At 71.0% G+C, this 22,959-nt stretch carries 20 protein-coding genes; 11 read left to right on the top strand and 9 right to left on the bottom strand.

What is annotated here, in order from left to right:
• Positions 1–110: 110 nt before the first annotated feature.
• Positions 111–3,368: a tetratricopeptide repeat protein gene (locus tag ACFXG1_RS21045; protein WP_384744064.1), complete on the top strand. Its 3,258-nt coding sequence runs from the start codon at positions 111–113 to the stop codon at positions 3,366–3,368.
• 230 nt (positions 3,369–3,598) lie between these two features.
• On the opposite strand, the gene ACFXG1_RS21040 is transcribed toward ACFXG1_RS21045, so the two are convergent.
• Both ACFXG1_RS21040 and mca read right to left on the bottom strand, forming a co-directional pair.
• Positions 3,599–3,901, bottom strand: coding sequence for a hypothetical protein (locus ACFXG1_RS21040; RefSeq protein WP_384744062.1), 303 nt, complete (start codon positions 3,899–3,901; stop codon positions 3,599–3,601).
• A 1-nt stretch (position 3,902) separates the two neighbouring features.
• Entirely contained in the window at positions 3,903–4,784 is an 882-nt protein-coding gene (gene mca, locus ACFXG1_RS21035) for a mycothiol conjugate amidase Mca (protein ID WP_384710221.1), read from the bottom strand.
• Between the two features lie 106 nt (positions 4,785–4,890).
• On the opposite strand from mca, the gene ACFXG1_RS21030 reads away from it, so the two are divergent.
• Complete coding sequence (locus ACFXG1_RS21030; protein ID WP_384710224.1) at positions 4,891–5,295, top strand: DUF4307 domain-containing protein; 405 nt, start codon at positions 4,891–4,893, stop codon at positions 5,293–5,295.
• A gap of 244 nt (positions 5,296–5,539) precedes the next feature.
• Entirely contained in the window at positions 5,540–6,037 is a 498-nt protein-coding gene (gene greA / locus ACFXG1_RS21025) for a transcription elongation factor GreA (RefSeq protein WP_384710227.1), read from the top strand.
• 83 nt (positions 6,038–6,120) lie between these two features.
• On the opposite strand, the gene ACFXG1_RS21020 is transcribed toward greA, so the two are convergent.
• Positions 6,121–6,870: a GntR family transcriptional regulator gene (locus tag ACFXG1_RS21020; RefSeq protein ID WP_384710230.1), complete on the bottom strand. Its 750-nt coding sequence runs from the start codon at positions 6,868–6,870 to the stop codon at positions 6,121–6,123.
• A 243-nt stretch (positions 6,871–7,113) separates the two neighbouring features.
• Between ACFXG1_RS21020 and ACFXG1_RS21015 the strand changes: the two genes are divergently transcribed.
• Positions 7,114–7,569, top strand: a complete 456-nt coding sequence (locus ACFXG1_RS21015; RefSeq protein ID WP_384744059.1) for a hypothetical protein — start codon at positions 7,114–7,116, stop codon at positions 7,567–7,569.
• Positions 7,570–7,670: 101 nt separating this feature from the next.
• On the opposite strand, the gene ACFXG1_RS21010 is transcribed toward ACFXG1_RS21015, so the two are convergent.
• The 3 genes from ACFXG1_RS21010 to ilvA all read right to left on the bottom strand — a co-directional run bounded on the left by ACFXG1_RS21010 (position 7,671) and on the right by ilvA (position 11,105).
• A complete protein-coding gene (locus tag ACFXG1_RS21010) occupies positions 7,671–8,531 on the bottom strand; it encodes an ABC transporter permease (RefSeq protein ID WP_384710236.1) in 861 nt (286 codons plus the stop codon).
• The gene (locus ACFXG1_RS21005; RefSeq protein WP_384710239.1) at positions 8,528–9,562 is read right to left on the bottom strand and encodes an ATP-binding cassette domain-containing protein; all 1,035 of its coding nucleotides are present in this window, start codon (positions 9,560–9,562) and stop codon (positions 8,528–8,530) included. The genes ACFXG1_RS21010 and ACFXG1_RS21005 overlap by 4 nt, the downstream gene beginning before the upstream one ends.
• 304 nt (positions 9,563–9,866) lie before the next feature.
• Complete coding sequence (ilvA, locus tag ACFXG1_RS21000) at positions 9,867–11,105, bottom strand: threonine ammonia-lyase (RefSeq protein ID WP_384710242.1); 1,239 nt, start codon at positions 11,103–11,105, stop codon at positions 9,867–9,869.
• 202 nt (positions 11,106–11,307) lie between these two features.
• On the opposite strand from ilvA, the gene ACFXG1_RS20995 reads away from it, so the two are divergent.
• The 3 genes from ACFXG1_RS20995 (at position 11,308) to ACFXG1_RS20985 (ending at position 15,797) form a co-directional block, all read left to right on the top strand.
• Positions 11,308–11,811, top strand: a complete 504-nt coding sequence (locus ACFXG1_RS20995) for a MarR family transcriptional regulator (protein WP_358827089.1) — start codon at positions 11,308–11,310, stop codon at positions 11,809–11,811.
• A gap of 350 nt (positions 11,812–12,161) precedes the next feature.
• Complete coding sequence (locus ACFXG1_RS20990) at positions 12,162–12,656, top strand: sigma factor-like helix-turn-helix DNA-binding protein (protein WP_384744056.1); 495 nt, start codon at positions 12,162–12,164, stop codon at positions 12,654–12,656.
• A gap of 111 nt (positions 12,657–12,767) precedes the next feature.
• Positions 12,768–15,797 carry a Tn3 family transposase gene (locus ACFXG1_RS20985; RefSeq protein ID WP_384710247.1) on the top strand — a complete coding sequence of 1,010 codons (3,030 nt, stop codon included), beginning with the start codon at positions 12,768–12,770 and terminating at the stop codon, positions 15,795–15,797.
• Positions 15,798–15,925: 128 nt separating this feature from the next.
• On the opposite strand, the gene ACFXG1_RS20980 is transcribed toward ACFXG1_RS20985, so the two are convergent.
• The gene (locus ACFXG1_RS20980; protein WP_384710250.1) at positions 15,926–17,047 is read right to left on the bottom strand and encodes a hypothetical protein; all 1,122 of its coding nucleotides are present in this window, start codon (positions 17,045–17,047) and stop codon (positions 15,926–15,928) included.
• 283 nt (positions 17,048–17,330) lie between these two features.
• Here ACFXG1_RS20980 and ACFXG1_RS20975 point away from each other — a divergent pair, with 283 nt between their 5' ends.
• Entirely contained in the window at positions 17,331–18,338 is a 1,008-nt protein-coding gene (locus ACFXG1_RS20975) for a recombinase family protein (RefSeq protein ID WP_384710253.1), read from the top strand.
• A gap of 187 nt (positions 18,339–18,525) precedes the next feature.
• Here ACFXG1_RS20975 and ACFXG1_RS20970 read toward each other — a convergent pair whose 3' ends face one another.
• Positions 18,526–18,957 (bottom strand): peptidase inhibitor family I36 protein, encoded by a 432-nt coding sequence (locus ACFXG1_RS20970; RefSeq protein ID WP_384710257.1) that lies wholly within the window; start codon positions 18,955–18,957, stop codon positions 18,526–18,528.
• Positions 18,958–19,660: 703 nt separating this feature from the next.
• Here ACFXG1_RS20970 and ACFXG1_RS20965 point away from each other — a divergent pair.
• Both ACFXG1_RS20965 and ACFXG1_RS20960 read left to right on the top strand, forming a co-directional pair.
• Positions 19,661–19,912 carry a hypothetical protein gene (locus ACFXG1_RS20965; protein WP_384710260.1) on the top strand — a complete coding sequence of 84 codons (252 nt, stop codon included), beginning with the start codon at positions 19,661–19,663 and terminating at the stop codon, positions 19,910–19,912.
• Positions 19,913–20,039: 127 nt separating this feature from the next.
• Positions 20,040–20,231, top strand: coding sequence for a DUF1059 domain-containing protein (locus ACFXG1_RS20960; RefSeq protein WP_384710263.1), 192 nt, complete (start codon positions 20,040–20,042; stop codon positions 20,229–20,231).
• Between the two features lie 202 nt (positions 20,232–20,433).
• On the opposite strand, the gene ACFXG1_RS20955 is transcribed toward ACFXG1_RS20960, so the two are convergent.
• Complete coding sequence (locus tag ACFXG1_RS20955) at positions 20,434–21,588, bottom strand: cystathionine gamma-synthase (RefSeq protein ID WP_384722612.1); 1,155 nt, start codon at positions 21,586–21,588, stop codon at positions 20,434–20,436.
• A 141-nt stretch (positions 21,589–21,729) separates the two neighbouring features.
• Between ACFXG1_RS20955 and ACFXG1_RS20950 the strand changes: the two genes are divergently transcribed.
• Positions 21,730–22,839 (top strand): hypothetical protein, encoded by a 1,110-nt coding sequence (locus ACFXG1_RS20950; RefSeq protein WP_384722615.1) that lies wholly within the window; start codon positions 21,730–21,732, stop codon positions 22,837–22,839.
• Positions 22,840–22,959 lie beyond the last annotated feature (120 nt).

Here is a 22,959-nt window from a genome sequence, read left to right as displayed (position 1 = left end):
ATCCGGTTCCCTCGCGTGGTGGCAACGGTGCCCGGACGCAGCCGGGGGTGTCCCGGTGCCGGTGGGGCCGGGCTGGGCGGGTGATCGGAACGGGCAACAAGGGGGCCGCTATGCGGGAGAGTCATCGGGCCGAGGCCGAGGGGTTGCTGGCGCGCGCGGTGGAGGAGGAGGCGCGGCGGGCGGACGGGGCGGCGGACGGGCGGGTGCTGCTGGCCCGCGGGCGGGCCGCCCTCGACTCGATGGCCGCCACGGTGGCCGAGGAGTACGCGGCGTACGAGGAGGCCCTGAGCGCGGCGGAGGCGGCCAGGCCGCCGCTGTCGGACCGGCTGTCCTGGCGGAATCTGTCGACTCCTCTGCTGGTGACGGCCGTTGCCGCGGTCTCCGCCGCGGGCGCCGATCTGGCCCTGGACACCTCGACCGGTACGGCGCTGGGCGCCGGGGCCGTCGTCGCGGTGGCCGGTGCCGCGACGACCGTACTGAAGGTGACCGCGTCCCACTGGCCCGCCGCCCATCGCACGGCGGGCGCCCTGGGGCAGCCGGGCGGGTCCGAGCAGTTGCGGCTCCAGTGGCTGACGGCGCTGGAGGTACGGGGCATCCGCCCGTTCCTGGAGCAGCAGCGGATGCTGACGGCGTCGCGTACCAGGTCGTCGACCGCGCCCGCCGCCGTGGAGCGGCTGCGCGGCGGCGACCGGAGCGCCGCCGCGCGCCGCCGGTCCGTCCTGGAGCAGTCGTTCGGCCATCTGCCGGTGCCGCAGGGCCCGTTCGCGGGTCGCCGGGACGCCGTGGAGCGGATCGGGCAGTGGGTGCGTACCGCCAGGGCGGCCACGGAGACCAAGCCGACGATCGTGGTGCTGTACGGGCGCCAGGGCGCCGGCCGGACGACTCTCGCGATCCGGGCCGCGCACCATCTGAAGGACCAGTTCCGGGGCGCGTGCGTGGTCGATCTGCGCGGCAACAGCGGTCGTCCCCTGAGCACCCGGGACGCGCTGCTGCATCTGCTGAACCGGCTGGGGGCGCCCCGGGAGCAACTGCTGTTCCGGGAGCGGTCGTCGGCCGAGCAGCAGGTCCGGCGGCTGGCCGAGCTGTACCACCAGCAGCTGACGGGCCTCGCGGTGGCCGTGGTGCTGGACGACGCCAGCGACCCGGCGCAGGTGCGGACGCTCGTACCGGAGCGTTCGGACAGTCTGGTGCTGGTCACCGCGCGGGAGCGGCTCGATCTGCCGGACGGGCCGGGCGCCGGCGCCTGGGTGCATCAGCTCGCGGTGGACGGTCTGGACGATGCGGGTACCGAGGAGTTGCTGCGGGAGCTGGCGGCCGGGGCATCCGGAGCCGCCGGAAACACTGCGGAGGCGGCGGGGCCGTACGACGCGCAGGGCACCGAGCGGATCCGGGAGCTGTGCGGCGGTCTGCCGCTGGCGCTGCGGGTCGCCGGTTCGTCGCTGGGGACGCGTTCGGCCGGGCGGCTCGCCGAGGATCTCGCGGCGCAGGACCGGGACGATCCGCTGGAGCGGGCCCTGTGGCTGCGCTACTCCGACCAGACCGAGCAGGCCAGGCGGCTGCTGCGGCGGCTCGCGCTCGCGGGCCGGGCGTCCCTGGGGGCCGCCGCGGCGGCGGCGCTGCTGGCGACCGACGACACGGAGGCGCGGACACTGCTGCGGGAGCTGGCGGGCGCCGGGCTGATCGACCGGGTGCGGTCCTCCCGCTACCGGCTGCACGAGTCGGTCAGGACCTTCGCCAGGGAGCGGCTCATCGCCGAGGAGGAGGCGGCCGACCGGACCGCGGCGCAGGAGCGGCTGATCCAGAACTACGCGGATCTGGCCGGGGCCGTGATCCGTATGGTCGACGGCAAGCTCTCCACCCGGGCCGGGAAGTTCGACGCGCACGGCTTCTCGTCGCTGGAGTCGGCGCTGCGCTGGCTGGACGACGAGTCCAGCTTCATCACCTCGGCGCTGCGTTACGCGGAGGGCGTCGACCAGCAGTCCGTACTCAATCTGCTGGGCGCCCTCGCTGACTACTGCCTGCTCCGCGGCGATCTGTACCGGCTCGGGGAGATATCGGAGCTGACGCAGGCCGTCGACGAGGGCCTGCTGGACCGGGCCGTACGGCTGCGGACGGGTATCGCTGCGCGTCAGCTCGGTGAGCTGGACACGGCGCGGACGACGCTCTCGTCGGTGGTCGGGCTCTACCGCGACGCCCGGAACGAGGCGGGGGCGGCGCTGGCGCTCTGCTCCCTCGGGATCACCCTGCACCACCAGGGCAATCTCACCGAGGCGGCGGCGAAGCTGAACGAGGCGATCGCGCTCCAGGGCTCCGCCGAGCAGGCCGAGGACCGGGCCTGGTCGCTGCACGCGCTGGCGGCGGTCCGCCGCGACCAGGCGCATCTGGCGGAGGCGGTGACCCTGCTGGACACGGCCCTGCGGCTGCACCGGGAGGGCGAGTCGCTGCACGGCGAGGCGTGGACCCACTTCCAGCTCGGTCAGGTGTGTCTGCGGATGGGCGACGTACCGCGCGCCGACGAGGAGCTGCGGACGGCGCTGGAGCAGTACGGGCGTACCCGGGACGGGCGCGGCGAGGCGTGGGCGCTGACCCAGCTCGCCCGGGGGCGCCTGGTGGACGGCGACCCGGTGGCCGCGGTCGGCGAGCTGCGGAGCGCGCTGGCCAGGCACCGCGAGAACGAGGACGCCCGCGGCGAGGCGTGGACGCTGTACTACCTGGGGCAGGCGCTGGAGGAGTGCGGCGACCGGGACGACGCGATCCGGGAGCTGGAGCGGGCGCGCACGATGTTCTCCCGGATGCGGGACGTCTACGGTCTCGCGTGCTCGCGGCACCATTCCGGGCGGGTGACCCGGGATATGCGGGCCGCCCGGACCGGCAACCTCCGCAACTCCGGCTTCGCCCGCCAGCTGCTGGTGGACGCGCGGGCCGACTTCCGGCGGATCGGGGTGGCCCACGGGGAGGCGTGGACCTGTCTGGAGCTGGCGCTGATCGACGCGGGCAACAGCCGGGAGACTCAGGCGCTGGTGCTCTGCGACGAGGCGATCGGGCTGTTCGACTCGTATCGCGACGCCCGGGGCGCCGACTGGGCCCGCTTCCTGCGCTGCACCCTGCTGCCGTACGCCTCACCGGGCGGTACGGAGGTCGGCACGGTCGTCGCCCAGGAGGAGCTGGCCCGTATGACGGCCGCCGGGCACCCGGCGCGCGACGGCAAGCTGGAGGACTGCGCGTCGGCGCTGGCGGTGATGCTGGAGCGGGGGGTGCGGCTGGAGGACGGCTGGCAGGCCTGGAACCTGGGCCTGGTCCCGAACCGCCACGCGCGCGAGGTGATGGGCGTCCCGGTCCCGTCGCCGGGGGCGGCGACGGCGGGCTGAGCGGGGGAAGCGAGGGGCGGGCCGGGGGGCCGTGGGGCCGTGGTCGGCGGCCGCGACGGTCCGCGGTCCGGTCCGGTCCCGTCCGGTCGGGGCGTCGGGCACGTCGGGGGAGGGCGGGGACGGTCCCGCGATACGGGGCACGGCGCCTTCGGCCACGTACCGGCGCGGACACCGGCCGTGCCCGCGCCCCTCGGGGTGCGGGCGCGACCGGCTCGCCCCTGGCAGTGGCGCTAAGCCGTCTTCGCCGTCTCGGCCGTCTTCGCCGCCGCGCCACCAGTGCCGGTGCCGGTGCCGGCACCCGACTCGGCGGCCTCCGCGGCCGGACCACCCGCCGCGGCCGCCCTCGGCGTCGGCGTCTCGTCGAAGTTCACCCGGTTCATATGCCGGGTCATCGACTTCATCAGGAACCACACGCCCACGGCCAGTCCCGCGAACACCAGGAAACCGAGGACGCCGGGGGTGACCTTGTTCTTGTCCAGCTCCTTGGCGAGCTCGGCCGCCTGCATCATTGCCAGATTTGCGCTAGGGGTCATATCAGGCATTGTCGCGGATGCCCGCGAAGAGGTCGTCCTCGGGGAGGGAGGTAGGGACGAGCGTCTTCGCCAGCTCGTACTCCTCCGTCGGCCAGACGTCCTTCTGAAGGTCCAGCGGCACGCGGAACCAGCCGCCGTCGGGGTCGATCTGGGTGGCGTGCGCGATCAGCGCCTTGTCCCGGATCTCGAAGAACTCCGCGCACGGAACATGCGTGGTCAGGGTCCGCTCCACGCGCTCGAACTCCTCCCAGCGCTCCAGCCACTCCCCGTACGGCGACTCCAGACCACGGGCGAGCAGCGCCTCGTGCAGGGCGACGGTACGGGGACGGTTGAACCCCTGGTTGTAGTAGAGCTTCAGCGACTGGTAAACGGGGCCGAACTCGTCCTCGGGGAAGCGCTCGGCGTCCGCCGCGCCCTCGAAGGCGATCATCGTGATCGTGTGGGTCATGATGTGGTCGGGGTGGGGATAACCGCCGTTCTCGTCATAGGTGGTGATCACCTGCGGACGGAACGAACGGATGGAGCGCACCAGACGCCCGGCCGCCTCCTCGGGGTCCTCCAGGGCGAAGCAGCCCTCGGGGAGCGGGGGCAGCGGGTCGCCCTCGGGCAGTCCGGAGTCGACGAATCCCAGCCACTCCTGCCGGACGCCGAGGATCTCCCGGGCCTCGTCCATCTCGCGGCGGCGGACCTCGTGGATATTGGCCTCGATATAGGCGTCGCCCTGGAGCTTGGGATTGAGGATGGAGCCGCGCTCGCCGCCCGTGCAGGTCACCACCAGCACGTCCACCCCCTCGGACACATACTTGGCCATCGTCGCCGCGCCCTTGCTCGACTCGTCGTCGGGGTGGGCGTGCACGGCCATCAGTCGCAGCTGTTCAGTCAAGACGGGATCCTCAGTGATTGGTCGGTCGGCACGGCTTCTATAGTGACCGAATCGGGCGGCGGAAAATTCCGCTCCGCCCGATTCGGACAGTGCGGGAGGAATCACTATGAGCGGCGTGCGCGAGCAGCTTCCCGAGGGCCGCTACGGGCACTCGGCGGACCAGCGCTCCGACCGTCGGCTCAAGATCCTCGGCGCCGTGCTGGGCGCGGGTTTCCTCGCCATGGTCGGCTGGTTCGGCTACGACTACATCGCCGGTCAGAAGATCAGCGCCGAGATGATCAAGTTCGATGTGACCTCGGACTCGGAGGTCCAGGTCCATCTGGAGATCCGTAAGGACGCGGACGCCACCGGCACCTGTACGGTGCGCTCCCGCTCCGCGGACGGGGTCGAGGTCGGACGGCTCGACGTCCGGGTCGACGAGCGGGGCGAGAGCCGGATCGACCAGGTGTACAAGATCCGTACGCTGTCCCGGGGGACGACCGCGGAACTGGTCCAGTGCGACGCCTCGTGACGGGCTGACGCCGCCCCGGGCCCGGGAGGGCCCGCCCGGCAGTGGTCCAGTGGCCGACCATCGGAAAAAACCATCGCGCGTTCGATCGCAGATCATTCCCTGACCTGCGTTGATGGGAATCTGATGGCTTTTGTTCTCCCCCTTTCAGCACGAAATTGTTAGGCTCGTGGTTTCGCCCTCCCGTAGAGGCACATGCTTCTGGGTAGGGCGAAGCTTTGTATCCCAGTACCGACGAGGAGCACCTGTGACCCAGACCAGTGAGAACGTCACCTGGCTGACCCAGGAGGCGTACAACCAGCTCAAGGCCGAGCTGGAGTATCTGTCTGGTCCCGCGCGCACCGAGATCGCCAAGAAGATCGAGGCGGCTCGCGAGGAGGGCGACCTGCGGGAGAACGGCGGGTACCACGCGGCCAAGGAGGAGCAGGGCAAGCAGGAGCTCCGCGTCCGACAGCTGACGCAGCTCCTGGAGTCCGCGAAGGTCGGCGAGGCACCGCCGGACGACGGCATCGTCGAGCCCGGCATGGTCGTGACGATCGCCTTCGACGGCGACGAGGACGACACCCTGACCTTCCTGATGGCGTCCCGCGAGTACGCCAGCTCGGGCATCGAGACGTACTCCCCCCAGTCGCCGCTCGGCACCGGCGTCAACGGCAAGAAGGTGGGCGACACGGCGGACTACGAACTTCCCAACGGGAAGACCGCCTCCGTCACGATCCTCGCCGCCAAGCCCTACACCGGCTGACGCCGCTCGCCCGAAACGTACCGATGCCCCCGGGATGATCCCGGGGGCATCGTCGTGCCGGGCGGCCGATGACCCTTATGCCTCTATGCCTCGAAGTCGTACTCAAGGATGTACGCGGCGGCGTCGAGCGTCATCTCGTTGACCTCGACGGCCCGCCCCCGCGCGGTGTAGGCGGTCCGGCACACCAGCACGACGGGCGTCCCGCTCCCGAGCCCCAGCCGCCGCGCCTCCTCCTGCGACGGCATCCGCGACCGCACCTCCTCCCGGAACCGCGCGGGCGCCTGCCCCAGCTCGGCGAGCCGGGCATAGATCCCGCCGGGACCGGGATCGGGCCAGGCGACCGGGCTCCCGGCGACGAGTTCGCCGGGCAGATACGAGGTCGCGAGCATGACGGGTTTCCCATCGAGGACATAGCGCCGAGTCCGTACGCATACGGGGTCACCGACGCCGATCCCGAGCACTCCGGCTATGCGCTCCGGTGCCGGCTCCTCCCGGACGACGATGTCGTCGACGACAAGTTGCCGGTCCTGGGCGTCCCCGCCCCAGATGGAGCGCCCCTCTCCCCATTCCGAACGCGCGACGCGCCCGACACTCCGCCTGCGCACCGGGCGGAAGGCGCGAACGAAGACGCCCGCCCCCTTGCGGGTCTCGGTCAGCCCTTCGGCCTGTAGCACGCCGAGAGCCTGTCGTGCCGTCATACGAGCGACGCCGTGCTCCGCCATCAGATCGTTCTCACCCGGCAACCGATCCCCCGGGCCGTAGACCCCCGCGCGGATCGCCTCCCGCAACACGTCGGCGATGAGCTGGTACTTGGGTCGGCGACCGCTGGCCATATACGCACTCTCCTCCTTGCCCGCCTGGAGATCCTAAGCGGCTTGCGGAACCACGGGCATCCGCACGGATGCCGACCCCTTCAGCCCAACAGGCACTTGACATCTCTAGAGCTAACATCGCTATCTTCTATATCTCTAGAGATATTACGGGAGGAATCCATGCTGCTCGCTGCCCCATCACGTCGACCCGGCCCGGTGGTGCCCTACATCACCGCCTGGAGCTCCGAGCAGGGAGTGCAGCCGTTGGTCGTCACACGCGGTGCCGGAATCGGGTACGCCGACGAGACGCCGTACGACCGGGACGCGGACGGCGTGCTGTGGACCCGCGTACCGTCCAGCCCCGGCCGGGGGCGGCCCGAGTTCGGGCAGGTTCATCTGATGCGACAGCGCCGGGCGATGCGCCGGATGCTGTGCCAGGTGTGCGGAGAGGCCGCCGACCGGGACGAGAACGGGACGCTGTGGCTGCTCGGTTCGGACGAGGACGAGTACCTGACCACCTCGCACCCGCCGGTCTGCGCGCCCTGCGCCGTACTCTCCCTGCGCGTATGTCCCCATCTGCGGCGGCGTCACACCCTGATCCGCGTACGGTCGTGTGTGCCGCTCGGGGTGCACGGGGTACTGCACGCCCCGTCGTGGATACCCACGGGGGACTCGCCTACGGGGATCCCCGCATGCCGTGGCTGCGCGCCGCGCAACTGATCGTACGACTGGAGGGGTGCACGACGGTGGAGTTACCGACGGCACCGCCCACCGCACGGGGTGCGGTGGGCGGCGGATGAGGCGGAGAAGTGTGGACGCGGTCAGACCGTCGCCGAGCGGTACTTGCGGACCGCCAGGGTGCGGAAGACCACGACGATGAGGACCGACCAGAGCACGGACGCCAGGATCGGGTTCTGCATGGGCCAGGCGTCGGAGACCGGATAGCCCGGTGGGAGGTTGCCGAAGAGTTCGCGGCAGGCCTGGACCGTGGCGCTGAAGGGGTTCCAGTCCGCGACGGTCTGGAGGAACGCGGGCATGTTCTCCGTGGGGACGAACGCGTTCGAGATGAACGTCAGGGGGAAGAGCCAGATCAGGCCGCCGGAGGTGGCCGCCTCCGGGGTGCGGACCGAGAGGCCGATCAGGGCGCCGATCCAGGTGAAGGCGTAGCCCAGCAGAAGCAGCAGCCCGAAGGCGGCGATCGCCTTGGGGATGCCCTCGTGGGCGCGCCAGCCGACGAGGAGGGCGACGATCATCAGGACGACGAGGGTGAGCGCCGTCTGGACGAGGTCGGCGAGGGTGCGGCCGGTGAGGACGGCGCCGCGGGCCATCGGGAGGGAGCGGAAGCGGTCGATCAGGCCGCGGTGCATGTCGTCGGCGATGCCCGCGCCCGCGCCGGCCGTGGCGAAGGTGACGGTCTGGGCGAAGATGCCCGCCATCAGAAACTCGCGGTAGCCGGAGGAGCTGAGGCCCGCGCCCGGGATATTGATCGAGCCGCCGAAGATGTAGCTGAACAGGATGACGAACATCACCGGCTGGATCAGGCCGAAGAGGACGATCTCCGGGATCCTGGTCATCCGGATCAGGTTCCGCTGGGCGATGACCAGCGAGTCGGTGACCGACTGGACGATCCCGCCGCGCGGCTGGGGTGCGGTAACGCCGACGATCTTGGGCGCGGTGGTCACTTGGCGGCCTCCTTGCGGCCCTGGCGGGGGTCGGTCCCGGCGGCGGAGTCCGGTGGCGCGTCGCCCGGTTCCGGTTCCGCCTCCGGCTCCGTATCGGCCTTGTGGCCGGTGAGGGAGATGAAGACGTCGTCGAGTGTGGGGCGGCGCAGACCGATGTCGTCGATCTCCACCTGCCGGCCGTCGAGATCGCGGATCACATCGGCGAGCAGTCTGGCGCCGCCCGCCACCGGGACGGTCAGTTTGCGGGTGTGGGTGGCGATGTCGACCTCGCCCTTGCCGAACGTGGCCAGCACCTCCCGGGCGACGTCGATGTCGTCCTTGCGGTGGACGACGACCTCGACGCGTTCGCCGCCCGTACGGGCCTTGAGCTGGTCGGCCGTGCCTCGGGCGATCACCCGGCCGTGGTCGACGACGCAGATCTCGTCGGCGAGGTGGTCGGCCTCCTCCAGATACTGGGTCGTGAGCAGAAGGGTCGTACCGCCCGCGACCAACTCCTCGATGACGGTCCACAACTGCTGGCGGTTGCGGGGGTCGAGCCCGGTCGTGGGCTCGTCCATGAACATCACGGGCGGGGAGACGACGAGCGCCGCCGCGAGGTCGAGCCTGCGCCGCATACCGCCGGAGTAGGTCTTGGCGGGCCGGTCGGCGGCGTCCGCCAGATTGAAGCGGTCCAGCAGTTCCCCCGCGCGGGCCTTCGCGGCGCGGGAGCTCATCTGGTAGAGCCTGCCGACCATCCGGAGGTTCTCCCGGCCGGTCAGATACTCGTCGACCGCGGCGAACTGGCCGGAGAGACCGATCGCGCGGCGGACTTCGTTGGGGTGTTCGAGTACGTCGATTCCGGCGACGACGGCTCGGCCGCGGTCCGGCCGGAGCAGGGTGGTCAGAACGCGCACGGTGGTGGTCTTGCCGGCACCGTTGGGGCCGAGCAGCCCCAGGACCGTGCCTTCGGGGACGTCGAGGTCGACGCCGTCCAGAGCCTTGACCTCACCGAAGGTCTTCACCAGACCTTCGGCGTAGATGGCACCTGGCATATGGGTCTCCCGGAGTGGGCGGACGGGTGGAGCGCGCACTAATGAGATGTTCAGGTTTGCAGCACTTTGCGGCTTTTTCCACCGCGAGCGGCTGAAGAGCGGGGCCCGAAACAGCGCGACAGGGCCACACCATAATGCGATGTATCGCGTTCCTCAAGCTTTAAAACGCGATACATCGCGCCGTGGGAGTGGTGACGGTGGCGGTGGTGGTGGCGGTGGCCGGGACGGCGCGGAGACGGCGAACGCCCCGCGCCACAAGGGGCACGGGGCGTTCGGCACCGTCGCAGGAGAAGCCGGCCGGGCGTCAGCCCATCACCGTCACCACATATCCCTCGTCCCGCAGGACCGCCGCCACCCGCTCGCAGTGCTCGGGCCCCTTGGTCTCCAGCTGGAGCTCCACCTCCACCTCCGACAGACCGAGCCGCGGATCCGTCCGTACGTGGCTCACATCGAGCACATTGGCGTCCAGCACGGACAGCGTCCCGAGCAGCGCGGCCAGCGCCCCCGGCCGGTCGGTCAGGCGCAGCCGCAGCGACAGATAGCGGCCGCCCGCCGCCATGCCGTGCCGCAGGATGCGCTGGAGCAGCAGGGGGTCCACATTGCCGCCCGACAGCACCGCCACCACCGGGCCGGCCGCGAACGCCGCCGGGTCCGCCATCAGCGCCGCCACGGGGCTCGCGCCCGCCGGCTCCACCACCAGCTTGGCCCGCTCCAGGCAGAGCAGCAGCGCCGTGGACAGCTGGTCCTCGGAGACCGTACGGACCTCGTCCACCAGCTCCTCGACGATCGGGAACGTCAGCTCCCCGGGCAGCCCCACCTTGATCCCGTCGGCCATCGTCACCGGGGTCCGCACCGGGACCGGCCGGCCGGCGGCCAGTGACGGCGGATACGCCGCCGCGCCCTCCGCCTGCACCCCGACGATCCGCACATCGGGCCGTACCGCCTTCACCGCGACCGCGATCCCGGCCGCCAGACCGCCGCCGCCGATCCCGACGACGATCGTCCGCACCTCGGGGCACTGTTCGAGGATCTCCAGGCCCACCGTGCCCTGACCCGCGACGACGTCAGGATGGTCGAAAGGGTGGATGAAGACGGCCCCGGTGTCCCGGGCGTACGCCTCCGCCGCCTCCAGCGTCTCCTCGATCACCTGACCGTGGAGCCGTACATCGGCTCCGTAGTCACGCGTGGCGGCGATCTTCGGCAGCGGCGCGCCCTGCGGCATGAAGACCGTCGAGCGGACCCCGAGCAGGGACGAGGCCAGCGCCACCCCCTGGGCGTGGTTCCCGGCCGACGCCGCCACCACGCCCGCCGCGCGCTCCTCGGGGCGCAGTCCGGAGATCCGTACATACGCGCCGCGCAGCTTGAAGGACCCCGTGCGCTGAAGGTTCTCGCATTTGAAGTGGACCGGGGCGCCCACCAGGCGGGTCAGATGGCGGCTGCCCTCCATCGCCGTCATCCGGGCGACCCCGGCCAGCATCTTCCGGGCCCCCCGGACGTCGTCGAGGATGACCGGTTGAAAGGTGTGACGGGGACGGAAGCTCATGACTCCCAGTCTCGCAGCTCACGGGGGCGCGTCCCGCGCGCTCGCGCCCCCGCCGCACCCCTGTCACACCGTCGGCGCGCCCCCGGCGGATATCCGTATACCGCTTCTCCGCCGGTTTTCTCAGGCCCCGTACGGACCGCCCCGGGGCCGCGTACTCTGTCCCCCACCAATCGACCGCTCCCGCACGAGAGAGCCCTTTGCCATGCCCACTTCTCAGGACATGACGACCCGTCTAGATCCCGGTCTCCTCGATGCCCTCCAACACCAAGTCGCCCTCTTCGCACGGCGGGCGGAGCAAACCCGGCTCGCGGGGATGGGGCAGGTCCGCAACTCGATGGACCGTGCCGCGTATCTGCTGCTCAACCGGCTCGACCGGGAAGGTCCGATGGGCGTCAAGGCGCTCGCGGCCGGAATGGGCATCGACTCGTCGACGGTCACCCGCCAGGTGGCCCCCCTCGTGGACACCGGCCTGGTCAAGCGGACCTCGCACCCCGAGGACGGCCGGGCCGTCGTGCTGCAGCTCTCCCCACGCGGGCAGGCCCGCCTGGAGGAGGTCCGCTCATCACGGCGGGCGCTGATGGCCCAGGTGACGGACGGCTGGTCGGACTCCGAGAGGGAGTCCTTCACCTCCTTGCTGACCCGCTTCAACCGGGCGCTCTCGGCCCGGCAGACGGGGACGGAGGTGCCGCCTCCGGCCACCGGCTGAACCCCGTCCCCCGTCGGACGTCCGGCTGTTGACCCGTTCAGCCGTTCGGTCGTTCGCCCCACGTCCGCGACTGCGGTACACCGCGTTCCGGCCGTTCTCACGGGCACCGTCCATCGCACCACTCACACCCTCCGCACCGGCGCGTCCCACGCGTACGGTCCGCGGCAGCCGCGCGGCCGAGCCCGCAGCACCGGCGATTCGACCCTGGTACGCCGACCACCTGGGTCCGCCGGGCATCCGGCCCGGCCGCGCACCCTTTCCCCCACGGCCCTTCCGGCCTCTGGCCTCCCGGCCTCCGGCCTTCCACGGCGCTTCCGGCGCGACGAGGCCCGGGCACTTCCGTCGCGACAATGCCCGCCGATGTCTTGACCCCGGCCGGGGCCCTGCTCCTAGATGAGGACGTGACCGAGCGGCGGCTCTCCGCGCGAGGCCACCGCGCCCGGGAGTTCGAGGCGTTCACCGCGGGCGCGGGGGGCCGGTTGCTGCATGCGGCGACCCTGCTCACCGCCGAGACCCCGGACCGCAATCCGCTGGCCCGGCGGTTGCTGACGGCCGCGCTGGCCAGGACGTACGCGCAGTGGGACCGGGTACGCGACGAGGATCCGTACGACCTGGCCCGGCGGGAACTCGCCGTGCGGTTCGCCCACGGGGCCCGGCGGTTCAACCGGGCCGGGGGCGGAGTGCTGGGGTCGCTCACACCGCGCGAACGGCTGGTGCTGGTGCTGCGGCTGCACGAAGGGGTGCCGGAGGAGCAGACCGCGGCCCTGCTCGGGCTGTCGGCCGAGCGGGTCCGCACGGTCTGTCACGGCCCTGTTCTCCCGAAGCTGTCACGAGGTGACAAGTAGCTCTCTGTAGCGGATCTGGGGTGTGCCTGTCAGGGGTTTGGATCTTCTGGGCTGGTCGGGGGTCGTATTCGGCGAGGTTGGTCCGGTCATGACGACCGGAGGGAGCGCGGGGTGCGGCAGGAGTGGGAGCCGGAGGACCTGATCGAGGTCTGGACGCTGCTGGAGGAGGATCAGGAACGGCTGCGGAACAAGTCGGGGGCGAACCGGTTGGGGTTCGCGCTGTTGCTGAAGTTCTTCGAGGTGGAGGCCCGGTTCCCGGAGAACGCTGGGGAGATTCCGGCGCCGGCGGTGTCGTACGTCGCTCAGCAGGTGAGGGTGGTGGCGGAGGAGTGGGCGGCGTACGACTGGGCGGGGCGGGCGGTCAAGCGGCACCGGACCGAGATCCGGGGTGCGTTCGGCTTCCGGGAGTGCACCAAGGAGGACCAGATCCAGCTCGCCGAGTGGCTGGCGGTCGAGCTGTGCGGGGTGGAGCTGAACCGGGACCGGCTGGCGGAGGCGGTGGTGGCCCGCTGCCGCAAGGACCGGCTGGAGCCGCCGACGCCGGGGCGTGTCGCCCGGCTGGTGGGCTCGGCGGTCAGCACCTTCGAGGAGCGGTTCTGCGCGGCCACGGCGGGGCGGTTATCGGCGGCGACCCGGTCCCGGCTGGACGACCTGGTCGCCGAGGACGGCGCGAGCGAGGACAGCGCGGGCGGCGGGGGGACGTTCTTCACCGAGCTGAAGGCGGACCCCGGGGCGCTGGGGCTGGACAGTCTGCTGGCGGAGGTGAACAAGCTTCAGCGGGTGCGGGCCCTGGAACTGGTGCCGGGGCTGTTCGGGGATGTGTCGGGGAAGCTGGTGGCGGCCTGGCGGGCGCGGGCGGCCAAGGAGTACCCCTCTGACCTGCGGGCGGCGGCGGAGCCGGTGCGGTACACGCTGCTGTCGACGCTGTGCCACGTGCGGGAGACGGAGATTACCGACTCGCTGGTGGAGCTGTTCATCCAGCTCGTCGCGAGGATCAACACGCGGGCGGAGAAGAAGGTCGAGGGCGAGTTCAACAAGGAGATGAAGCGGGTCCGCGGGAAGGAGGGCATCCTGCTGCGGCTGGCGGAGGCGGCGGTCGCGGAGCCGGGCGGCACGGTCCGTAAGGTGATCTATCCGGTGGCCGGGGAGTCCACGCTGAAGGCGCTGGCGGCGGAGGCCGCGGCGAACGAGGCCCGTTACCGGGCCCGGGTGCGCACCGTGCTGCGGTCGTCGTACTCGGGGCACTGGCGGCGGATGCTGTCGCCGCTGCTGAACGCGCTGGAGCTGACGTGCAACAACACCGCCTACCGGCCGGTGATGGACGCCATCGACCTGCTCAAGCGGTACCTGGACCAGCCGATCGCGAAAGAGGGGGCGTTCTTCGACGAGGCGGAGAGGATTCCGCTCGCGGGGGTGGTGCGCGACGAGTGGCGCAAGGCGGTGGTGGACGAGCGCGGCCGGGTCGAGCGGATCCCGTACGAGCTGTGTGTGCTGGTGGCGCTGCGGGACGCGCTGCGGCGCCGGGAGATCTGGGTGCCGGGCGCGAACCGGTGGCAGAACCCGGAGGACGACCTGCCTCCGGACTTCGAGGACAACCGCGATGTCCACTACGACGCGATCCGGCAGCCGCAGGACCCCGGGGCGTTCATCGGTGCCCTCCAGGACCGCCTTCGGGAGGCGCTGACCCGCTTCGACACCGCGCTGGAGCTGGGCACCACCGGCGGGGTGGACATCGTCCGCCGGCATGGTGAGCCGTGGATCAAGGTCTCGCCGCTGGGTAAGCAGGAGGAGCCGGAGAACCTGGTCGCCCTGAAGACGGAGATCGAGCGCCGCTGGGGCACCATCGACCTGATCGACATCCTCAAGGAGGCCGAGTTCGCCACCGGCTTCACCGGGGAGTTCACCTCGGTCGCCTCCCGGGAGGCGGTTCCGAAGGCGGTGCTGCGGCGCCGGCTGCTGTTGGTGCTGTTCGCGCTGGGCACGAACATGGGCATCAAGCGGGTCGCGGTCACCGGCAGGCACGGCGAGTCCGAGGCCGTCCTGCGCCGGGTGCGGCACCTGTTCGTCAACCGGACCAACCTGCGCGCGGCGCTGGTGCGGCTGGTCAACGCCACCTTCGCCGCCCGTGACGCGGCGTGGTGGGGCGAGGGTACCGCCTGCGCGAGCGACTCCAGGAAGTTCGGCTCCTGGTCCTCGAATTTCATGACCGAGTGGCACCAGCGCTACCGCGGGCCCGGGGTGCTGATCTACTGGCACGTGGAGAAGAAGTCGCTGTGCGTCTACTCCCAGCTCAAGTCCTGCTCGGCCTCCGAGGTCGCCGCGATGATCGAGGGCGTGCTGCGGCACTGCACGGACGTGGAGATCGACCGCCAGTACACCGACACGCACGGCGCGTCGATCGTTGGGTTCGCCTTTGCCCACATGCTCGGCTTCAATCTGCTGCCCCGGTTGAAGAACGTCGGCTCGGCCAGGTTTTACCGGCCGGCGGCCGGGGAGGACGAGAAGTGGCCGCACCTGGCGCCGGTGCTGTCGACCAAGACGATCGACTGGGACCTGATCCGCCAGCAGTACGACCAGATCGTGAAGTACACCACCGCCCTGCGCCTGGGCACCGCCGAGGCCGAGCAGGTCCTGCGGCGGTTCACCCGCGGCGGGCCAAAGCACCCGACGTACCGGGCGATCGAGGAACTCGGGCGGGCGGTGCGTACGGCGTTCATCTGCGACTACCTCGCCGACGCCGCCCTGCGGCGTGAGATCAACGACGGGCTCCAGGTCGTGGAGAACTGGAACTCCGCCAACCACGACCTGTTCTACGGCAAAGACGGCGACCTGACCGGCTCCGACAAGGAGTCCCAGGAGGTTTCGATGCTGGCGCTGCACCTGCTCCAGTCCGCGCTGGTGCACGTCAACACCCTGCTCCTCCAGGACGTCCTAGCCGAGGAGAAGTGGCAGAAGCGGCTCACCGATGCTGACCGGCGGGCCCTGTCCCCGCTGTTCTGGACCCACGTGAACCCCTACGGCCGGTTCGAACTGGACATGACGAACCGGCTGGGCCTCACGGTGCCCGGCCTGCGGGCCTCAGCACGGACTACCGCATCGCCAGAGCCGGGGGCGGAAACGGTGGTCAGGGGCGTGCTGTGACCCGTTCGGGCAGCACCTCGCAGGGTGCTGCCCGAACGGCACGCGGGCTGTCCGCGGCCGACGGGCGGCAGACGCATTCCCGTCCCGCCCGGGCGGTTCGGCGGCGGCCCCGCCCGAGCGTGACGGAACTACCGCGGCCGGTTGGGGGCGTAGGAGCGTTCGACGGTGTCGTTCTGGAGGGTCGTCTCCCATTCCAAGACGGTGGAGGCCGCGCTGAAGCTGCCCGTGGCCTCCAGGCGCTTGAGGACGTAACGGTCGGTGCGGTACCAGATTGCGATGGCGCTGCGGTAGCCCTGTTCGAAGGTGCGCTGGACGGTGAGTGTCTTCTCGCTGGACTGCGTGGTCGAGGTGGAGGTCAGGACCCGGAGCTGCTGACTGTAGGTGGTGCTGACGGAGGCGGAGAGGCCCTTGAACGCGAAGCCAGCCTCGGAGGTGACGGAAATGCCGGTGGTCCGCTCGATCTCCTGCGCGTTGGTGCTGGTCAGGCCGACCTTCACCTCCTGGGTCTCGGTCCTGGAGCTGGCGCCGCTGCTGTCGTAGTAGTAGCCGACCTTGTAGAGCCCGTAGCGGAGGAGGGCGTACAGCGGTACCCGAGATGACTGCCCGGCATGTCCCGGGTACCGGGGGTCGTCGACCAGAGGGAAGGGCAGGGTGGTCAGGCCGAGGAGGACCTCGGGCGTCCTGTCGGGGTTCGGCCGGGCGTAGTCGTACATCTCCGGCGGCTGGTTGACAGCAGTGGTGATGGGCAGGAGCTGGGCGTCGGAGAGCGAGGAATACTTCCCGACGGCCTCCAGACTCCACTGCGAGCAGCCGTTGGCCACGGCCGGGGAGTTGGGCGGCACCATGCGGACGAGGGCCCCGTCCACGGGGGCGAGCACCACCCGGCCGTCCGCGCTGGCTATGGTGTAGAAGCCGGAGCCCGAGGACCGGACGAGGAAGATCTGCCGCCTGGCGGCCGTCAGGTCGGATCCCTGGTACGGGTCGGCCAGCGTGAGGCCCCTCCAGCCGGCGTTGTACTCCCCGACGGGGACGTCCCCCCGGTCGTCCCGGACCGTCAGAAGCGCACCCCCGGGACCCATGATGAAGTACTGGTCATTGTCGAGGCCCAGCAGAATCCACCTCTGCGATGGGTTGTTGAACGGCTTCTGCGGCTGCCACTTGGCCCCGAGGGGGGTCCACTCCAGGCATTGCCCGGTGGTGACCTTGTTCTTGAACTGGACCCAGGCACCCGTCTCCGCTGTGGACGGCATGAAGAACCCCTCGTCATGGGTGGAATTTGACCGACTCCGGCATCCTGAACCTCCCGACACGAGTCAGCACAGAACTCCGCAAGCCATCTGAACCACCCGGTGACCGGCGGAACCGTCTTGACAGATCACCCCCTCCTCTTTCACAAACGGTCCTTTGCGCGAGAGAGGCCGACAGTGGGCCGCCGGACCACCGCCGGACCCGGATTCGCTCTCAGAACCCGTTCTCACTCAAAAGCGGGACGGACCCCCTTCTGAGACTTGCCTTGTGCGAAAATCCGGGCCCATGACGGACCCTCAACAGCACCCTCCGGCCGACCGGCCGGACGCCGACGACGTCGAACAGCACGCCTGTCCGAAGTGCGACGTCCAGCCCGGCTCGCCGTGCCGCTCGCGCGGCGGCGCGGTCGCCTCCGCCTACCACACCCGCCGCTTCACCCTCGTGCCCCGGCTGAAGAAGACCCTGCGCGTCCCCACCCCCGCCGACCGCGGACCGGGACGGCCCTGGCGGCCGGGCACCCCACCGCCGGCGCCCCTCGACCCGGACCTCCCCAGCGCGGACATCCGCATCGGCTACGCCCGCTGCTCGACCCTCGGCCAGGAACTCGACTCCCAGCTCGACGCCCTCGCCGGACACGGCATCCCCCGCGACAAGATTTTCAGCGAGAAGATCAGCACCCGCGTCCGCGTCCGCCCCCGGTTCGAGGAGGCCCTGCGCACGGCCCGGGAGGTCAAGGCGCATGCCCCGCACTGCCGGGTCATCCTGACCGTGTACGAGATGAAACGGCTCGGCCGCGACGCCGCTGAACTCACCGCGCTCGCCGACCACCTCACCGCCCACGGCCTCATCCTGGAGATGCTCGCCGGGCCCCTGCCCGGCATCTACGACCCGACCGGCCCGGGGAAGCTGCTGTTCGCGTTCTTCGCCGCCATGGCGGAGACCGAGCGGGAGAACATCCGCGAGTCCACCCTCGAAGGACTCGACACCGCCGCACGCAAGGGCAAGCACGGCGGACGCCCACCCGTCGTCACCGACGACATGCTCCACACCGTGCTCCGGCGCCGCGCGAACGGCGAGTCCGTCGAGAAGATCCAGCCCCATCTCCGGATCGCCACCGGCAAACGCGCCGGGAAGAACCCCTCCGTCGCCAGCATCTACCGGGCACTCGCCGAACACGCCAAACGGGAGGCGTACCCCGAAGCCGTCGACGCCGCGCACACCGACTTCGCCAAACTCCACACCGGCGAAGTCCCCGGCCCCCGCTCCGCCAGCCCTGACCGGGCACCACGCTGACATCCGCCCGAAAGCAGAAGGCCCCGGTGCCGTCCGACACCGGGGCCCTGGTACGCGGGTCAGTTGCAGTGATCGCAGCCCGGACGGCGGGCCGCGCGCGTCCACCATGGAGCCGGCGGCGGACGGCGCGAGCGTGACGGTGGGGTCCAGCACCCTCTTGCCCTGCCGTGCCTCGCAGCCTTTGCGGTCAGGGCGTCAGGTACAGCTTGACCGATGAGATCGAGTCATTGAAGTTGTACGTCTCAGTCCCCTGGGCCGCGTACTTGAGGTTCCACCGCGCGAAGGTCCGGCCGCCGGGCAGGCGGTAGCGATCACCTTCGTGCTTGACGTCACGGTAGAGATACGCGCGGTCCCCGACGCTCGCATTCAGGTAGGCGGAGCTGGCTTCGTCGCTGCCGCCGGGGATGCGTTCGGTGCTGCCGGTGATGACCCAGATCTTGGCGTTTTCGTCGCCGTTGAAGTTGCTGTGCTCGTAGAGACACAGCGATGCCTCGGGGCAGGCTTCAAAGCCGTGCCCGCTGATCTCCTCGACGGGATACTCGGCGGCGGACGCGGTGGCCGTCGGCATGAACGCGACGGCGAGAGACATGGCCAGAGCGAACGTGAGTCGTTTGATCATGCCGCTCTCATACCTATGCGAGCTGGTCCCCATGCGGACGCACTGATCGGCTCACCCCATCGGGTGGCGATGTTCCAGAGCATTTCGCCAGCGCATCGTCCGACGCCGGGACAGGCTCCGTCGGACCCCCGAACACAATGAGCAGCACCCAAGGGCCATTCGTCACTTCGGGGCAGCTTCGGGAGAACTGGGCTCAACCGGGAGGCTTACCCCGAAGCCGCCACTGCGGCACACACCGACTACACCGCACTCCAAGCAGCCGGGGGCCTTCAGGGACAGGAATGCGAAGGAGTCGGTCAGCCTCTCCGCGCCAGCCCGGAGACCATGATCCATCTCAGCGCCAACCACGGTTCGATTGATCCCTGGGGCCGGCAACCTTGCCCTGGCGCACCAGCACCTCGGTGGCCGCCTGAGCGTCGGCCAGGGCCTCCTCGTCCGGAGGTCTGAACGGCAGCTCACAGCCATGATCGTTCTCACCGATACTGGCTGTACCGCTGGTCCCCGACGCCGCTGACCGAGCGTCACTCTGATCACAGAGCGCTACTTGTCACTTCGCCGTAGCTTCGGGAGAACAGGGCCGTCACCGCGCGGTCGCGTCCGTACACCGTCCGGGAGCGGCGGGCGCGGCGGAAGTGGCGGGAGCGGCGGGAGCGGCAGGCGCGGGATCGGGGACGGACGACGGAGGCCCGAGGACGGAGGCCGGATGAGCGGACAGACCCGTAAACAGGAGGACGTCCGGCGGATGCTGAGCGGCGTCCCGTCATCGCTCCCGCCCGGACTGACCGGCCGCGCCGTCGAGCTGGGCGAGCGGATCGCCCGGCGACGGCGCGCGGTGCGCTTCGCGGGCTGGATGGTGCTGTTCGCCCTGACCGCCGCGTTCACCGTATGGGCGGCGACGGCCGAGCCGTGGACCGCGCCGCCCGAGGAGCCGGTCATCCTGATCGAGGGCTACTGACCGCCCGGCGGAACCGACACGAAGTGTTCATCATCCGCCGGGGGATTTGAACAGAAAATTCCCTTTGGCCCGATCTGGAGTGCCTATCCTGGAACGAGCGGTACCCGGACGTCCCGAGGAGGTCGTCATGGCAAGGAAAGTCGCCGATTGCCGCAAGTACCCCAGCGAGTCGGGCTGCACGCTGACCATCGCCGGCGAGGAGGACGAAGTCGTCCGGGCGGCGACGGAACACGCGGTGTCCGTCCACGGTCACGACGACTCCCCCGAACTGCGGAACGAGATCCGCGGCATGCTGGCGGACGAGAAGGTCCCGGCTTAGGCCGCCGCCCCCGAAGGAGCACCCGTCCGGAACCCCCGAGGGCTCCCGGCCCGGGGTGGCTCGTCCCATGGGACGAGCCGACGCCCGGGGCGAGCCCCCGTCGGCGCCGGCTTCCGGCCCGTCCACCGCCTGCGGGCTCCGGCTCCTGCACCGCCCGCGCCCGGCCGGGCGCGGGCGTTTTCCGTGCCCGTGGGGGACGCCGTCAGCCCAGCGCCTGCTGGAGATCGGCGAGCAGGTCGTCCACGGCCTCGATCCCGACGGAGAGCCGGACCAGGTCCGCCGGGACCTCCAGCGCCGACCCGGCCACCGAGGCATGGGTCATCCGGCCGGGGTGCTCGATCAGCGACTCGACGCCGCCGAGGGACTCACCGAGGGTGAACAGCCGGGCCCGGTCGCAGACCTCGACCGCGGCCGTCTCGCCGCCGTCGACGCGGAACGAGACCATCCCGCCGAACGCCTTCATCTGCTTGGCGGCGGTCTCGTGCCCCGGGTGGTCCGGCAGCCCCGGATACATCACCGCGGTCACCCGGGGGTGGCGGAGCAGCATCTCGGCGATCCGGCCCGCGTTCTCGCTGTGGCGGTCCATGCGGACGGGCAGCGTCTTGATGCCGCGCAGCACCAGCCAGGAGTCGAACGGGCCGGCGACGGCGCCCATCGCGTTCTGGTGGTAGGCCAGCTCCTCGCCGACGGACTCCTCGGCGGCGATCAGGGCACCGCCGACCACGTCCGAGTGACCGCCCATGTACTTCGTGAGGGAGTGGACGACGACATCGGCGCCGAGCGCGATGGGCTGCTGGAGATAGGGGCTGGCGAAGGTGTTGTCCACGACGAGGCGGGCGCCCGCGGCGTGCGCGATCCCGGCGACCGCCGCGATGTCGGTGATGCCGAGCAGCGGGTTGGACGGTGTCTCCACCCAGACGAGCTTGGTCTTCGGGGTGATCGCGGCCCGCACGGCCGCCGGGTCGGAGGTGTCGGCGACGGACCATTCCACGCCCCAGCGGGCGACGACCTTGGCGAAGAGGCGGAACGTGCCCCCGTACGCGTCATTGGGGATCACCACGTGGTCGCCGGGGGCGAGCAGGGCGCGCAGCAGGCAGTCCTCGGCGGCGAGCCCGGAGGCGAAGGCCAGACCGCGACGACCGCCCTCCAGCGCGGCGAGATTCTCCTCCAGGGCCGTACGCGTGGGGTTGGCACTGCGGCTGTACTCGTAACCGCCGCGGAGTCCGCCGACGCCGTCCTGCTTGTACGTCGACACCTGGTAGATCGGCGGGACGACCGCGCCGGTCAGCGGGTCGGCCGTGTTCCCCGCGTGGATGGCGAGGGTTTCGAGGTGGTGGTAGCTGTGCTGGTCGCTCATGAGGCCCGAGAGTAGCCCCGCCCGGGCCCGGCGGCGTTCGCCTGTGGACAGCCCCCGCGATGTGGACAACTCCGTCCCACGATGCGGCGAACCCGGTGGTGGGCCGGATTCGCTTCGCGCGGCGTCCGGGACAATGGGGGCATGGAGATTCTGTGGTTCCTGCTCGCGATCGGCCTGCTGGTCGCCGTGGTCGCGCCGTTCGTGCGCCGGCGGCGCGGTGGCGCGGGCCTTCAGCTCGTCGATCCCCGGTCCCCGGACGCGGCCAATCCGGAGGATTACGGCTTTCTGCGCCAGGAGGAGCTGGACATCCGGCTGCCGGGCCCGGACCAGGACCTCCTCGATGTGCTCGACGTGGTGCAGCAGACGCAGAGCTGGAAGGCCGCGGCCCAGCTCCTCGCGGACACCCCGGCGGCGGGCGAGGTCCGCTGGCAGCGGGTGCAGGCCTTCGCGGGCGCGGCGGCGCTGGAGCTCCGGCAGAAGCCCGGCGTCGGCGGCTCCTGGCTGCGCGCCTGGCGCTCGGAGGCCCCGGAGGACGTGGGCGCCGCGCAGGTGCACGCGGAGTTCCTGGTCCAGCAGGCATGGCGGTCGTCGGCGGTCGGCGAGGACGACTTCCGGATCATCCTGGAGGAGGCCCGTACGGTCTGCGAGGAGGCCGCGCGACTGGCGCCGGACGACCCCGTCCCGTACATCACCGAGCTGGCGGTCGCCCGGGGCCTGGGCTACGGCCACGAGCAGTTCGACCAGGTGTGGGCGAAGGTCATCGACCGTGCGCCGAACCACATGGGCGCGCATCTGGCGGCCCTGCACTACCTGTGCGAGAAGTGGCACGGCTCCCGGGTGGAGGCCGACCACTTCGCCACCACCGCGGCGGCCCGCGCCCCGCAGGGGTCCCTGCTGGCGGCGCTGCCCCTGTTCGCGGTGTACGAGCACATCCCCGACCTGGTGATCATGCAGAATTTCCACCGGAGCGCGGTGGTGTCCAAGGCCGTCGACGGCGCGCTGTACGCGGTCCACTCGGCCCGCCCCGGCGATCCGATGCTGGCGCACGTCCGCCATCTGCTGGTGCTCTTCCTGATCCGCTCCGAACGCTGGGCCGAGGCCATGGCGCAGCTGGTCCGTGTCGACGGTCACGTCGGCGCCCTGCCGTGGACGCTGAGCGACGACCCCGCCGAGGAGTACACGCTCTACCGCAATCTCGCCGTGGCGGGCTTCGAGGCGAACGGCGGCACCCCGGCGATGCTGAGCGGCTGAGCGCCCGCCGGCTCGCGGGCCCGCCCGGCCGCGCCGCCCGCCGCCCCGGGGGTGGGGGGCGCCGCGCGTCCACGGGGTGCAGAACCTCGGTGACGGCCAGGCCCTCCTCGACACCCTGCG

It is taken from the genome of Streptomyces sp. NPDC059248, assembly GCF_042753905.1.
Classification (GTDB): Bacteria; Actinomycetota; Actinomycetes; order Streptomycetales; family Streptomycetaceae; genus Streptomyces.
The sequence above is the reverse complement of the archived record's forward strand: the minus strand, read 5'-3'. Positions and strand labels throughout refer to the sequence as shown.